Consider the following 14,647-nt stretch of genomic DNA (forward strand, 5'->3'; position numbering starts at 1 on the left):
AGGACGCCGTGACGCAGGGCCGGTGGCGTGAACAGGATGATCCGCCCGGGAGATCTCGAACCGCAGGCAGGCCAGGAGACTCGGCTTGAGGAGGCTCGGCTTGAGGGGACTCGACCTCAAGCGTCTCGGCTTCAGGCGTCTCGGGAGCCCCCCGACACCCTCGCGGGCACCATCGAGCGCGTCACCTTCCACAACGCCGAGACCGGCTTCTGCGTGCTCAAGGTCCAGGCGGCGGGCAAGCGCGACCTCGTGCCGGTGGTGGGGCACGCCCCGGCGATCGCGGCGGGCGAGTGGATCGCCGCCGCGGGCCGCTGGACCAGCGACCGCCAGCACGGGCTGCAGTTCCGGGCCGAGACCCTGCGGGTGACGCCGCCGACGGGCCGCGAGGGCATCGTGCGCTACCTCGCCTCCGGTCAGATGCGGGGCATCGGCCCGGCCATGGCGCAGCGCATCGTGGCCCTGTTCGGCGCGGACACCTTCGCGGTCATCGAGGCGGAGCCCGGCCGGCTGACGGAGGTGGAGGGGATCGGCCCCAAGCGCGCCGCCCGCATCCTGCGCGGCTGGGCCGAGCAGAAGCGGGTGCGGGAGATCATGATCTTCCTGCACGCCCACGGGGTCGGCACCGCCCGGGCCGTGCGCATCTTCCGGACCTACGGCCGCGACGCGATCGCGGTGATGACGCAGGATCCCTACCGGCTCGCCCGCGACATCCGCGGCATCGGCTTCCGCACGGCCGACGCCATCGCGATGCGCCTCGGCATGGCCCGGGAGGCGCCGCAGCGCCTGCGCGCCGGGGTCACCTTCGCGCTCCAGACCGCCACCGACGAGGGCCATTGCGGCCTGCCCACCGAGCGCCTGGTGGCGCTGGCCCAGCGCCTGCTGGAGGTCGAGCCGGACCTGATCCGCCTCGCCATCGCCCTGGAACTGCGCGGCGCGGACGTGGTGGCGGACACGATCGCGGTCGGGACGTCCGGGGCCGAGACCTGCCTGTTCCTCAAGGGCCTGCACGGGGCCGAGCGCGCCATCGCCGACCGCCTGATCGACCGCCGCGACGGGGCCCCGCCCTGGCCCGCCATCGACCTCGCCCGGGCGATCCCCTGGGTCGAGGGCCGCACGGGCAAGACCCTGTCGCCCTCGCAGGCCGCCGCCATCGGCACGATGCTCGCCGCCCGGCTCTGCGTCCTCACCGGCGGCCCGGGGGTCGGCAAGACCAGCACGCTGGACTCGCTCCTGCGCATCCTCGTCGCCAAGGGGGTGCGGGTGCTCCTTGCCGCCCCCACCGGCCGGGCGGCCAAGCGCATGACCGAGCAGACCGGGCTCCCGGCCAGGACCCTCCACCGGCTGCTGGAGGTCGACCCGGCCCGGGGCGGCTTCGCCCGCGACGCCGAGAACCCCCTCGATTGCGACCTCCTCGTCGTGGACGAGGCCTCGATGATCGACGTGCCGCTGATGAACGCCCTCCTGAAGGCGGTGCCGGAGCGGGCGGCCCTGCTCCTCGTGGGCGACGTCGACCAGCTGCCCTCCGTGGGGCCGGGCCAGGTCCTGGCCGACCTCATCGCCTCGGAGCGCGTCCCGGTCGCCCGCCTGACCGAGGTCTTCCGCCAGGCCGCGGCGAGCCGGATCGTCGTCAACGCGCACCGGATCAATCGCGGCCTGATGCCGGAGGCAAGGCCTCCCGGGCCGGAATCCGGACCTCCGGGGCCGGAGGCGGAATCTCCGGGGCCGGGGGGCGTGTCCCCGGACGCGGCGGCGGATTTCTACTGGATCGCGGTGGACGATCCCGAGATCGGCCTCGACCGGCTGATCGAGGTGGTGACGCGGCGCATCCCCGCCCGCTTCGGCCTCGACCCCCTGCGCGACATCCAGGTGCTGACACCGATGCTGCGCGGGGTTCTGGGCAGCCGCAACCTGAACCACGCCCTCCAGCAGGTGCTGAACCCGCCCCCCGAGACCGCGGTGGAGCGCTTCGGCTGGCGCTTCGCCCCCGGCGACCGGGTGATGGAGACGCAGAACGACTACGACCGCGACGTCTTCAACGGCGATCTCGGGCGGGTGGTGCGCCTCGAGGCCGAGGACCAGGCGGTGATCGTGGCGTTCGACGGGCGCGAGGTCGCCTACCCGTACGGCGAGCTCGACACCCTGGTGCCGGCCTTCGCCACCACCATCCACAAGAGCCAGGGCTCCGAGTACCCGGCCGTGGTGATCCCGATCGTGAACCAGCACTTCACCATGCTGGCGCGCAACCTGCTCTACACGGCGGTGACGCGGGGCCGGCAGCTCGTGGTGCTGGTGGGCCAGCCCCGGGCGATCCGGACGGCGGTGTCCGGCAGCCGCCAGACCCGGCGCTGGACCAAGCTCGGCCAGTGGCTGCGCGAGCGCGGCTAGGAACGGTCTCGGCCGCGGACGAGGCAGGGTCCAAGATCCGGAGTGAGGACGCAGGCTCCGGAGGCGTGCGCGACCGGCACCGCCCAGGTCCCGGATGTTCCTGGGCAAGCTTTGCCGCAAGGCCGCGCAAAGGCCGCGCAAAGACTGTTCAAGGCTGTTCAAGCCCGCGTCAGAACGCGCAGGGCCGGAATCTTGATGAGAACAAAAGAAGAACTTATATCCTCGGGACGACGTCGCACGCGCCGGTCTCGAACACCGGACAACAGGCCCCGGTGACGCTCCCGACAGGGACGTCCCGGGCATTGGAGGCCCGGACATGACCGTCCTGCGGGATCCCCGTTCCCACTACCGGTTCCACTGCACCGACGGCCACGTGGCCATCATCGACCCGACGGGGATCGCCATCGCCGACCAGTCCCAGATCCGCTTCCACGCCGTGGAGGTGGCCCTGCACGCCATGGAGCGGGTGGGGGCGCAACTCGACTGGTCGGACTGGATCGTCGACGTCCACGACGCCGGGGGCCGGCGCGTCCTGCTCCTCGCCTTCTGCGAGCTGATGCGGGTGGCCAGGGCGGCGTGAAATCCTGAGGCCGGATGGGCGGGGACCGGGGGCGGCCTCCGGCGCGGTTCGAAGACGAGACGCAAGCGAGGAAGGCACCATGCGAGGCATCACGAAGGGCGCGTCGAAGCGGGCCGCCTACACGATCGAGACCCTGTCCTACAGCAGCACCCGCCTCGTCCGGCTCGGCGGCCGGAAGGTGGCGATCCTGTTCCCGCCCCTGGATCCGGGTGGGCCGTACCAGCTCTATCCCCATCCCGACACGTTCCGGAGCCTGACCTTCGCGGGGCTTCCCGCCCCCCTGCGCCCGGAATTCATGGCCTTCGACTCCCTGGCGGCCGTGGAGGCTTTCCTCGCGATCCGCTCGGCCGCCCCGGTGCCGGAGGCCCTGCCCCTGGCGGCCTGAGCGGCTCCTGTCGGGGATGTGCCCCGCGCGGGGATCAGGCGCCGCCGATGAGCCGGGCGTACTCGGCCTCGGCGGTGCCGTAGCTCCCGTCCGCCAGATCGAGCAGCGCCGGGCGGTCGAGGATGGTGATGCGCCCGCGCCGCGCCCGGATCAGGTGCTGGCCCTCGAGGATCTGGACCGCGAGGGTCGCCCCCGAGCGCTGCACCCCCAGCATCAGGGCCAGGAACTCGTGCGTGATGGCGATGTCGTCGCCGTCGATCCGGTCGTGGCACATCAGCAGCCAGGCGGCCAGGCGCACGTCCATGGTGAAGGTGGCGTTGGCGAAGGCGGTCTTGCCCAGGTGGACGATCTGGACCTGGACGAAGCGCAGCAGCAGATGGCGCAGGGACGGGCTCTGCCCGACGGCCGCCAGGAGCGCCGGGGCGTCGATGGCGAGCAGGCGGCCGGCGTTCTGCACGTAGGCCTGGTGCGGCGTCCGATCGCTGTCGAGCAGGATCGGCGTGGCGCCGACGAGGCCCTCCCGCCCCACCAGGCCGATCTCGACCCGGCCGGCCGAGGCCTCGGTGACGATCGAGACGAATCCGCTCTCGGGAAAGTACAGCCGCTCGACCGGCTGGTTGGGCCGGATCAGGAACTGGCGGAAATCGCCCGCCATCGGCTCCAGGTGCGGCGCGAGCCGGGTGAAATCCTCCGGCCCCATCGCCCGCAGGAGCAGGTTCTGCACTGCGGCCTGCCGGACCGGATCGGGTGGCGAAGACCGCGACTGTGACGGATCCGGCATGACGCTCCTCCCTGGACGGTAAGAGCGCGGGCGGTCTCCCAACCGCCCGCAGCGGGATGCGGGCGACGGTTTTAACATAGATTTATTTATGGGATTTTCAAGTATCCGTCCGGATCTGCATGGTATTTAGGCAGACATAAAACATCGGATTGCTTTCAGAGGATTGGCCGACTTTCTGGATGTTCCCCGACATTCATCGGAAAAACCGGGTCCATCCTGCGCGGCCGCAGCGTGGCTAATCCGGGGTCCCTGGTTCGACGCCGCGTCCGCGGGTTGTGCGCTTGGGGTCGCAGTGCGGTTTTTTTCGCAGAGGCCGGGATTAAAGGCCGTGTCCGCCCGATGTTCCCCTCTCAGTTTCAGTCTGGAATAAGTAAAAAACATATCCCTTGCAGATGAATTACGAATTCTGCCAAGACGTTTTGGTGCTGGCGAAAGTAAGTCAATTCACATTCGCGGTACAGAATTCGTGCACTCCCGGGAATGGTCTGTGGCTGTGAACCGTTTTGCGTTGCTTGAGAGTCCCCGTCCCGTCGCTCAGGCAGCCCAACGCTGTCTCCTGGCGACGCTCCTGTCCGGCGTTGCTGCGGTCGGGGTCTCCATCAACGAAGCAAAGGCTCAGGCGAGCGAGACGGTGACCCTCGACATCCTCTCGGTGGAGGGCGCCGGCGCGGGCCGGAACGCGTCCGGCAGCCAGCCCGGCGGCGCGGTTGGCCCCCTGCGCGGCTACGTCGCCACCCAGAGCCGGGTGGCCACCAAGACGGACACGCCGATCGTCGAGACCGCGCAGTCGATCTCGGTGATCGGGCGCCAGCAGATCGAGGACCAGAACGCGCTCACCCTGACCCAGGCCCTGCGCTACACGCCCGGCGTGACCACCGAGCAGCGCGGCGGCGCCGGCGCGACCCGCACCGACCAGTTCTTCATTCGCGGCTTCACCGCCCCGCTGTTCCTCGACGGCCTCTCGCTGCCGGGCAGCCGCGACGCCGCGCCGTCCGTCGATCCCTATCGGGTGGAGCGCGTCGACGTCATCAAGGGTCCCGCCTCGGTGCTCTACGGGCAGTCGGGCCCGGGCGGGATCGTCAACTTCGTCTCCAAGGTCCCGCAATTCGTCCGCCACGGCGAGATCTTCGTCCAGGGCGGCGGCTTCAACGAGGTGCGCGGCGGCTTCGACATCGGCGGCCCCCTGGCCGCCGAGGCGGGTCCCCTCGCCGACCAGTTCGCCTACCGCGTCATCGGCCTCGGCTGGAAGGGCGACGGCCCGGCCGTGACCACGGAGGTCGAGCGCGTCCTGATCAATCCGAGCCTGACCTGGCGGCCCTCCGCCGAGACCTCGCTCACCGTCATCGGCAACTACCAGCGCGACCCGTTCTCGGGCTTCTACGGCGGCTTCCCCGCCGTGGGCACGCTGTTCCGGCGCAACTTCGGCGGCGGACTCACCGGTCGCCTGCCGGTGGATTTCTACGACGGCGACCGCACCTTCGAGCGCTCGGACCGGACCCAGGCCTCGATCGGCTACATCTTCGACCACGACATCAACGACGCCCTGCACGTCCACTCGGCGGCGCGCTACCTGCGCACCGAGGGCGATTACCGCAGCGTCTACGGCGCCTTCAACGACACCACCGGTCCCTTCGCCAGCGGCCCGCTCATCGACCGCTCGCGCATCGCGACCCAGGTCGACATCGACGCCTACACCATCGACAACAATCTCGTGGGCAAGTTCGACACCGGCATCTTCGCGCACACCGCCCTCGTCGGCGTCGATTACCGCAGCTTCGAGACCCGGACGCTGTCCTCGGCCTTCCCGGCGGCCCCCAGCCTGAACGTGCTGGCGCCCAACTACGCCATGACCATCCCGACGCCGCCCTTCACCACGGATGCGCGGATCAGGTCGGAGCAGACGGGCGTCTACGTCCAGGACCAGGTGAAGTTCGACCGCCTCGTCCTCACCCTCGGCGGCCGCTACGACTGGGCCAGCAGCTCCGGCCCGACCCGGACCCTCGCCACGAACGTCGTGACGAACCAGGACGTGCCCTCCGAGGCCTTCACCGGCCGGGCGAGCCTGCTCTACCTCTTCGACAACGGGTTCGCGCCCTACGTCTCCTACAGCGAGGCCTTCGAGCCGATCACCTCGGGGCGGATCTTCGATGCGAATTTCGGCTCGGTCGGGCGCATCCCCGCCCCGATCACCAGCGACCAGTTCGAGGCCGGCATCAAGTACCAGCCGCCCGGCACCGACATCCTGCTCACCGCCGCCGCCTTCGACATCCGCCGCTCGAACGCCACGAATCCCGATCCGGTCAATCGGGCCTTCGTGGTGCAGACCGGCGCGGTCGGCGTGCAGGGCCTGGAGTTCGAGGCGCGGGTGAACCTCGCCGAGGGCCTGAACGTCATCGGGGGCTTCTCGTTCATCGATGCCCGCATCTCCGGTGACATCACCTCGACGCTCAACCAGGTCACCAATCAACCGGTGCCGCTCCTCGGGCGCACGCCCGTCCAGATTCCCGACACCACGGTCTCGCTGTTCGCCGATTACCGCTTCACCGGCGGGCCCCTGCTGGGCCTCGGCCTCGGCGGCGGCGTGCGCTATCTCGGATCGTCGTGGGGAGACCCGGCCAACACCTTCAAGGTGCCCGAGAGCGTCCTCGTCGATGCCGTGCTGTCCTACGACCTGAAGCACTTCGACGCGACGCTCAACGGCTTCACGATGCAGCTCAACGCGCAGAACCTCCTCGACGCGCGCACCGTCACGGGCTGCTTCAGCTATTCGAACTGCTATTACGGCCTGCCCCGGACGGTCTACGCCACCCTGCGCTACCGCTGGTAAGCCGGCTTCCGCACAGAGCGCCCCGGAGGACGCATGGGTACGAGCTTCCGCCAAGCCATGGCCTGGCTCCACACCTGGTCCGGCCTCGTCGTCGGCTGGGTCCTGCTGGCGATCTTCGTCACCGGCACGGCGAGCTACTACCGGGCCGACATCTCACGCTGGATGCGGCCCGAGCTCGGACAGGGCCAGGCGTTCTCCGGCGAGCCCCTCTCGCCCGATGCGGTGGCGCGGGCGGCCGAGCTCGGCGTCGCGCATCTCCAGCGGCACGCGGGCGGGGCGCGGACGTGGTTCATCGGCCTGCCGACCCCCGACAGCCCGGTGCTCGACCTGTTCTGGCGGACGAAGCCCGGCACCCCGCCGGGGCAGGCCCGCCTCGACCCGGCGACGGGCGAGCTGGCGGCGATCCGCGAGACGAAGGGCGGCGACTTCCTCTACCGCTTCCACTTCGAGCTCCACATGCCGCCCCTCTGGGGCCGCTGGATCGTCGGCCTCTGCGCCATGATCATGCTGGTGGCGCTGATCTCCGGCGTGATCACGCACCGGCGCATCTTCGCGGACTTCTTCACCCTGCGGCGGGACAAGGCGCCCCAGCGCGGCTGGCTCGACGCCCACAACGTCACGGGCGTGCTCGCCCTGCCCTTCCACCTGATGATCACCTACACGGGCATCGTCACCCTGGGCGTGATGTACATGCCCTGGGGCATCACCACGGCCTACAAGGGCGAGGCGCAGACCTTCTTCGCCGAGAGCGGCCAGATCCCGGTGCCGCGTGCCGCCGCCGGGCGGCCCGGCACCCTGGCGCCCATCGGCCCGATGGTGCGCGAAGCCATGGCGACGGTCTCCGAGCCACTGGAGCGGCTCTCGATCGTCAACCCGCGGGACGCCCACGCCGTGGTCACCGCGGTGTTCGAGGAGCCGCACGGGCTCTCGCACGAGCACCCGCAGATCGCCTTCGACGGGGTGACGGGCGCGGTGCGCGAGGTCCGGCAAGGCGGCCTCAGGCCGGCGGCCCGGACCTTCACCACCCTGGTCGGCCTGCACGAGGCCCACTTCGCCGGGCCGGCCCTGCGCATCCTGTTCTTCCTCTGTGGCCTGATGGGCTCCGCCATGGTGGCGACCGGCCTCGTGCTCTGGTCGGTGGCACGCCTGCCCCAGGCCCTGCCCAAAGCCTTGCCCCAGGCCCTGCCCCAGGCTCTGCCCAAAGCCCTGCCCAAGGTCTCGGGCAGGGCGGGCGAGCAGGGCTTCCTCGGCCTGCGCCTAGTCCAGGCCCTGAACATCGGCGCCGTCGCCGGGCTTCCGGCGGCCATCGCGGCCTACTTCCTCGCCAACCGCCTGCTGCCCCTCGCCCTGGCGGGCCGGGCGGATGCGGAGATCGGCGCCTTCTTCGCCACCTGGGGCCTCGTCACCCTGGCGGCCCTCGCGGGCCCGTCGCGCCGGGCCTGGGGCGCGGCGCTGACCGCGACGGCCGGCCTCTATCTCGCGGTGGTGGCCGCCGACCTCGCCCGGGTCGATCACCACTGGGCGGGGCTCCTCGCCGGGCAGGCGCGCTTCGTCTGGTTCGATGCGACGCTCCTCGCCCTGGCGGGCCTGTTCGCCGTCGCGGCGCGCAAGCTCGCCCGCTACGCCGGGCCACGGCGGGCGGCCCCCGCTCCCGCTGCGGCGCGCGCCGGCCTCGGCGCCCTCGCCGCCCCGGGACCCTCGGCCCGCTGAAGGACCGGGCGATCCGGCGCATTGCTGCGGAGCAACCAACCGGCCTGCCGGCCGTTTCCAGGGTCCTTCAACGACACCCGAAAAGGGACGACCCGCCCATGATGCACCGCCTCGCCGCCGCCGCCGCCGGATTCCTCGCGCTCAGCACCGGCCTTGTGCTGGCCCAGACGCCCGCCCCCAAGACCGACATGACCAAAACCGACAAGGACATGAAGGAGTACCAGCTCGCCGCGGTCAGCAAGGTCACCCTCGCGCAGGCGCTGACCACCGCCGAGCAGCAGGGCGAGAAGGGCCGCGCCATCGACGCCGACTTCGAGAAGGCCGACGGCAAGAACCCGAACCACTACAGCATCAAGGTCGTGTACCCCGACGGCAAGCTGGTCGAGTACGGCATCAACGCCGATGACGGCGCCCTGTACAAGACCGAGAACCAGCCGATCGAGCGCTACTTCACCCGCCTGAAGCCGGCCGACTTCCAGAAGGCCACCACCTCGCTCAAGGACGCCCTGAAGATCGCCGAGCAGAAGGCCGGCGGCGGCAAGGCCTACGAGGCCGAGGTCGAGCGCGAGGGCGCCTCGGTGCAGTACGACATCAAGGTGGCGCTCCCCGACCGCGAGCAGAAGGTCAAGGTCGGCCCCGACGGCAAGGTCGTCGACTGACCCCCGACGTCCTCGACGATCTCGCGAGAGCGTCGACGGATGCGAAGCGGGAGGGCGGCCCCGGGCCGGCCTCCCCGCCCCTGCTCTTGCCCCTGACCCTGCTCTTGCCCCTGCCCCCTGCCCCCTGCCCCCTGCCCCTGGGCGCCTCAGCGGTAGTCGGTCGGCGTGAGCCCGTGGCGGGCGATCTTGTCGTAGAGAGTCTTGCGCGGCGTCCCCAGGGATTCCGCCGCCAGCCGGACGTCGCCGCCGGCCATGATCAGCTCCTCGCGGATCAGGCTGCGCTCGAAGCGGTCGACCTGCTCGGCCAGGGTGCCGGCGGTGACGATCTCGGGCGCGGACAGGTCCTGCGCCCCGAGGCCCAGGGCGTAGCGCTCGGCGAAGTGGCCGAGTTCGCGCACGTTGCCGGGCCAGTCGTGCCGCCGCAGGTGCTCCAGGACCGGGCCGGTGATCGGCGGGACCTCGCGGCCGAAGCGGGCGGCCGCCCGCCGCAGGAATTCCTGGAAGAGCAGGATCACGTCCTCGCGCCGGTCCCGCAGGGGCGGGATCGCGATCGTGATCACGTTGAGCCGGTGATAGAGATCGTCCCGGAAGGTGCCCTGGGCCGCGGCTTGGCCGAGCTCGACCTTGGTGGCGGCCACCACCCGCATGTCGATGGGCAGGGACTCGTTGCCGCCCAGGGGCTCGATCTTGCGCTCCTGCAGCACGCGCAGGATCTTGACCTGCAGGTTCAGCGGCATGCTCTCGATCTCGTCGAGGAAGAGCGTGCCCCCCTGCGCATGCTCGATCCGCCCCACCCGGCGCTTCACCGCGCCCGTGAAGGCCCCGGCCTCGTGGCCGAACAGCTCGCTCTCGGCGACGCTGTCGGGCAGCGCCCCGCAATTCATTGCCACGAAGTTGCGCTTGGCCCGCCGGCTCCAGCGGTGCAGCGCGCTCGCCACCACTTCCTTGCCGACGCCGGTCTCGCCGAACACGAGCACGTCGACGTCGGCCTGGGCCACCTCGCGCACGAGCTGGCGCAGGCGCACGATGCCGGGCGACACGCCGAGGAAGGCCGGATCCTCCTCCAGGGCGGCGTCGAGGCGCGTCCGCAGCTGGCGGTTCTCCAGCACGAGGCGCCGGCGCTCCAGGGCGCGCCGGGCCGAGGCCAGCAGCGCCTCGGCCGGGTAGGGCTTGGCCAGGAAGTCGTAGGCGCCGTCGCGGATCGCCCCCACCGCCATGCGGATGTCGCCGTGGCCGGTGATCAGGATGACGGGCAGCTCCGGGTCGATGGCGCGCAGGCGGGCGAACAGCGCGACCCCGTCGAGGTCGGGTAGGCGCACGTCGGTGATGACGAGGCCCGGGGGATCGGCCAGGATCGCGGTCAGGGCCGGCCCGGCGGCCCCGAAGGTCTCCACCGTGAAGCCGTCGAGCTCCAGGCTCTGGCGGTTGGCCCGGCAGACCTCCGCCTCGTCGTCGATGAAGACGACCCGCTCCGCCGAGGCCGCCCCCTCCCTGGTCTCGCTCACGTCGTCGCCTCCGCCGGTCCGGCCACCCCAGTCTCCCCCAATCCCCCGGCCTTCGCCAGCGCCATGCGGAAGACGGTGCCGCCCGCCGGATCGTCCTGGACGGTGAGGCTGCCGCCGCAATCCTCGACGATTCCGCGGGCGATGGCGAGCCCGAGGCCGAGCCCGTCCGACTTGGTGGTGAAGAAGGCGTCGAAGACCTGCGCCCGCACCGCCTCGGGAATGCCGGGTCCGCTGTCGCGGACCGCGACCACGACGCGGTCCGGCGCCTCCTCGACGACCTGCACGCCGACACGCGGGTCGGTCCGGCCCTGGACGGCATCGAGGGCGTTCTGGAGCAGGTTCACCACGACCTGTTCGAGGCGCGGCCCGTCGCCGAGCACCCGCAGGCCGGGGCGTGCCCCCTCCACCACCAGGGGGATGCGGGCGGCCGAGGCCCGGGCCTCGACCAGCTCGAGGCCGTTGTGCAGGATCTCCGACAGGGCGACGGGCTCCCGCTTGGCGGAGGAGCGCCGGGCGAAGCCCTTGAGCTGGCGCGTGAGGCCGCCGATGCGGTCGGTGAGGCGCCCGATGGCGACGGCGTTCTCGGCCGCCTCCTCCGCCCGGCCGCGCCGGACCAGGATGGCGGCGTTGTCGGCGTAGGAGCGGATGGCGGCGAGCGGCTGGTTGATCTCGTGGGCCATGCTGGCGGCGAACTGCCCGAGGGCGGCCAGGCGCCCCGCCTGGGCGAGCTCGCGCCCCAGGCGCTCGCGCTCGGCCTCCGCCCGCTGGCGCTCCGCGATCTCGAGGCGCAGCATCCGGTTGGCATCGGTGAGCTCCAGGGTCCGCTCCCGGACGCGGGCCTCGAGGGCGTCCCGCTGGGCCGAGGCGCGGGCGAGGCGCGCGCGGTTGCGCCGGCCCCGGCCCGCGAGGGCGGTGAGGCCGAGGCAGGCGAGGCCCGTGACCAGGGCGGCGATGATCCAGGCCTGGACCCGCTCGCGCTCCACCGTGCGGCCCAGCGGCGTCAGGGTGGTGAGCCGCCAGGCGGTGCCAGGGATCGGTGCCGCGAGCCGCAGGGCGGCCCAGGCCGGCCGCGCGCCCTGGCCGACGCGCACGAGATCCTCCGGGCCGGCGACGGGATAGAGGGGCATGGCGTAAAGGGGCATGGCGTCGAGGGGTATGGCGTCGAGGGGCGCGTCGCCGAATTCCAGGGCGTCGCGGATGCGCCGCCGCTCGTCCCCGTCGATCCGGCGCAGGGTGGTGAAGCGCCAGGCCGGCTCGCTCGCTACGAGGACGATGCCGCGCGCATCCGCGACGAACACCCCGTCCCCCGAGGCGCGCCAGGCCGCCTCGACGCCGTTGAACTCGATCTTGACCACCACGACGCCGCCGGCGCTGCCGATCCGCCGGGACAGGTAGAGGCCGGCGCGGCCGCTCACGGTGCCGAGGGCGAACTGCGATCCGGCCCCCTCCTGCATCGCCTGCCGGAAATAGGGCCGGAAGGCGTAGTCCCGGCCGAGGAAGCTGCCCGGGCTCCCCGCATTGCTGGCCGCGGCCGTGATGCCGTCCGGCCGGATGACGTAGATCACCGCCGAATCCGTCGCCTCGGCGACCTGGGCGAGGCGCCGGTTCACGCGGCCGATCAGGTCCGCCGGGGGCGCCGCCTCCGCGGCGGCGGCGATCTCCGGATCCGCCGCCAGGGCCAGGGGCAGGGAGGTCTGCTTCTGCATCTCGGCCGCCAGGACGCCGACCTGCAGCCCCAGCGTCGCCTCGGCCGTGCGGCGCAGGTCGGCCAGGGCCCAGCGCTCGGCGATGCCCCCGGCGAGCCAGGCCGCGAGCAGGATCGCGGCGAGGCTGGCCAGCAGGACGAGGCTGCGGTGGCTCGGCACGTGCGACGAGGCCCCCCGGTGCACATTGGACTCTTCGTCCGACTGGGTTCGCGGCCTCATGCCGGCCGAATCCCTGCGATTTCCCGGAAAGGATTTCGCCGCCCCGTCCGGGTTTTCGCAAAGCGATCCTGCGCGCGCCGCGGACTCATCGCGAAAACGATCTCACTTTCAGAGGCTTACCGAAAAGTTTCGCCGGCACCCACCCTGGCATGCCGGTTGCCATTCCGGAAGGGTAATGCAGCCCTGCGTCGACCGCAGGGCTGTCCGCCCCAGGGCCGACGCCCCCGCCACCGCCCCCCTCCGGAGCGCGGCCGGGGGAGGCCGGATCCGCCGGCGCAAGACCAAGAGAGCGCGGACGCGGGACCTCGTCCCCGAGCCGCGCCGCCCTCGTTCGAGAGACCCATCGGGAGAACGCCATCATGGCCGCTGTACCATCGCCCCTCACCGCGCCCCACGCGCCGCCCAAGCCCAAGCCGATCTACCGGACCCTGTACTTCCAGGTGCTGGTCGCCGTGGCGATCGGCATCGCCCTGGGTCACTTCTACCCGCAGGTGGGCGCGGACATGAAGCCGCTCGGCGACGCCTTCATCAAGCTCGTCAAGATGATCATCGCGCCGGTGATCTTCCTCACCGTGGTCTCCGGCATCGCCGGCATGACCAACCTCGAGAAGGTCGGCCGCGTCGGCGGCAAGGCGCTGATCTACTTCATCACCTTCTCGACCCTGGCGCTGATCGTCGGCCTGATCGTGGCGAACCTCGTCCAGCCGGGCGCGGGCATGCACATCGATCCGAAGTCGCTCGATCCGAAGTCGATCGCGATGTACGCCGACAAGGCCAAGACGCAGACGATCACTGACTTCCTCATGAACATCATCCCGACCACCGCGGTGGGGGCGTTCTCGGGCGGCGAGATCCTGCAGGTCCTGTTCTTCTCGGTGCTGTTCGGCTTCGGGCTCGCCTTCCTGGGCGACCGCGGCAAGCCGGTCCTCGACATCATCAAGGTGCTGTCGGAGGCCATCTTCGGCGTCGTCAACATCATCATGAAGGTCGCCCCGATCGGCGCCTTCGGGGCCATGGCCTTCACCATCGGCAAGTACGGCATCGCCTCCCTGGCCAACCTCGCCTACCTGGTCGGCGCCTTCTACCTGACCTCGGCGATCTTCGTCCTCGGCGTCCTCGGCCTCGTCGCCCGCTACAACGGCTTCTCGATCATCAAGCTCATCCGCTACATCAAGGAAGAGCTGATGCTGGTGCTCGGCACCTCGTCCTCCGAGTCCGCCCTGCCCTCGCTCCTCGAGAAGATGGAGCGCGCCGGCTGCTCGAAGCCCGTGGTCGGCCTCGTGGTCCCCACCGGCTACTCGTTCAACCTCGACGGCACCAACATCTACATGACGATGGCGGCGCTCTTCATCGCCCAGGCGACGGACACGCCCCTCACCTACGGCGAGCAGGGCCTGCTCCTCCTCGTGGCGATGCTGTCCTCCAAGGGCGCGGCCGGCGTCACCGGCTCGGGCTTCATCACCCTGGCGGCGACCCTGGCGGTGGTGCCCTCGGTGCCGGTCGTCGGCATGGCGCTGATCCTCGGCGTCGACCGCTTCATGTCCGAGTGCCGCGCGCTCACCAACTTCATCGGCAACGCGGTGGCCTGCATCGTGGTCGCCCGCTGGGAGGGCGAGGTGGACGACGTCAAGCTCGCCGCCGCCATGGGCGGCAACCCGATGCCCCTCGACTCGGAGCTCCCGGCGCTGCAGCCGGCCGCGTGAGGCGACACGGACCGGGCCGCCGCGCCCGGTCCTCTCGAACGACAAGAAAGGGGGCGCCGACCGGCCGGTCGGCGCCCCCTTTCTTTTGTCGCGTCCCGGACCGGGCGGGCGCTCTATTCCACCGTGACCGACTTGGCGAGGTTGCGCGGCTGGTCGACGTCTTTGCCCATGAAGACGGCGGTGTGGT

10 protein-coding genes are annotated in these 14,647 nt (G+C 71.2%); 7 read left to right on the top strand and 3 right to left on the bottom strand.

All coding sequences use genetic code 11. The features are described from left to right. The first annotated feature begins 36 nt into the window (after positions 1-36). The 3 genes from CRT23_RS09460 (at position 37) to CRT23_RS09470 (ending at position 3,350) form a co-directional block, all read left to right on the top strand. Positions 37-2,385, top strand: coding sequence for an ATP-dependent RecD-like DNA helicase (locus CRT23_RS09460; RefSeq protein WP_103709466.1), 2,349 nt, complete (start codon positions 37-39; stop codon positions 2,383-2,385). Positions 2,386-2,701: 316 nt separating this feature from the next. After that, positions 2,702-2,965, top strand: a complete 264-nt coding sequence (locus tag CRT23_RS09465) for a hypothetical protein (RefSeq protein ID WP_103709467.1) — start codon at positions 2,702-2,704, stop codon at positions 2,963-2,965. A 79-nt stretch (positions 2,966-3,044) separates the two neighbouring features. Further along, positions 3,045-3,350, top strand: coding sequence for a hypothetical protein (locus CRT23_RS09470; RefSeq protein WP_103709468.1), 306 nt, complete (start codon positions 3,045-3,047; stop codon positions 3,348-3,350). A gap of 34 nt (positions 3,351-3,384) precedes the next feature. Here the strand turns inward: CRT23_RS09470 and CRT23_RS09475 are convergent, their stop codons facing one another. Continuing rightward, on the bottom strand, positions 3,385-4,131 hold the full coding sequence (locus CRT23_RS09475; RefSeq protein ID WP_103709469.1) for a Crp/Fnr family transcriptional regulator: 747 nt from the start codon (positions 4,129-4,131) through the stop codon (positions 3,385-3,387). A gap of 508 nt (positions 4,132-4,639) precedes the next feature. Between CRT23_RS09475 and CRT23_RS09480 the strand changes: the two genes are divergently transcribed. The 3 genes from CRT23_RS09480 to CRT23_RS09490 all read left to right on the top strand — a co-directional run bounded on the left by CRT23_RS09480 (position 4,640) and on the right by CRT23_RS09490 (position 9,327). Next, the gene (locus tag CRT23_RS09480) at positions 4,640-6,958 is read left to right on the top strand and encodes a TonB-dependent siderophore receptor (RefSeq protein WP_103709470.1); all 2,319 of its coding nucleotides are present in this window, start codon (positions 4,640-4,642) and stop codon (positions 6,956-6,958) included. A gap of 33 nt (positions 6,959-6,991) precedes the next feature. Further along, complete coding sequence (locus CRT23_RS09485; RefSeq protein ID WP_103709471.1) at positions 6,992-8,668, top strand: PepSY-associated TM helix domain-containing protein; 1,677 nt, start codon at positions 6,992-6,994, stop codon at positions 8,666-8,668. A 98-nt stretch (positions 8,669-8,766) separates the two neighbouring features. Next, the gene (locus CRT23_RS09490) at positions 8,767-9,327 is read left to right on the top strand and encodes a PepSY domain-containing protein (RefSeq protein WP_103709472.1); all 561 of its coding nucleotides are present in this window, start codon (positions 8,767-8,769) and stop codon (positions 9,325-9,327) included. 146 nt (positions 9,328-9,473) lie between these two features. Here CRT23_RS09490 and CRT23_RS09495 read toward each other — a convergent pair whose 3' ends face one another. Next, positions 9,474-10,832, bottom strand: coding sequence for a sigma-54 dependent transcriptional regulator (locus tag CRT23_RS09495; RefSeq protein ID WP_103709473.1), 1,359 nt, complete (start codon positions 10,830-10,832; stop codon positions 9,474-9,476). Beyond that, positions 10,829-12,757: an ATP-binding protein gene (locus CRT23_RS09500; protein WP_103709474.1), complete on the bottom strand. Its 1,929-nt coding sequence runs from the start codon at positions 12,755-12,757 to the stop codon at positions 10,829-10,831. The genes CRT23_RS09495 and CRT23_RS09500 overlap by 4 nt, the downstream gene beginning before the upstream one ends. A gap of 359 nt (positions 12,758-13,116) precedes the next feature. Here CRT23_RS09500 and CRT23_RS09505 point away from each other — a divergent pair, with 359 nt between their 5' ends. After that, the gene (locus CRT23_RS09505) at positions 13,117-14,460 is read left to right on the top strand and encodes a dicarboxylate/amino acid:cation symporter (protein ID WP_055948962.1); all 1,344 of its coding nucleotides are present in this window, start codon (positions 13,117-13,119) and stop codon (positions 14,458-14,460) included. The last annotated feature ends 187 nt before the right edge of the window (positions 14,461-14,647 follow it).

The sequence above is a fragment of the Methylobacterium sp. V23 genome, assembly GCF_002917135.1.
Lineage (GTDB): Bacteria > Pseudomonadota > Alphaproteobacteria > Rhizobiales > Beijerinckiaceae > Methylobacterium.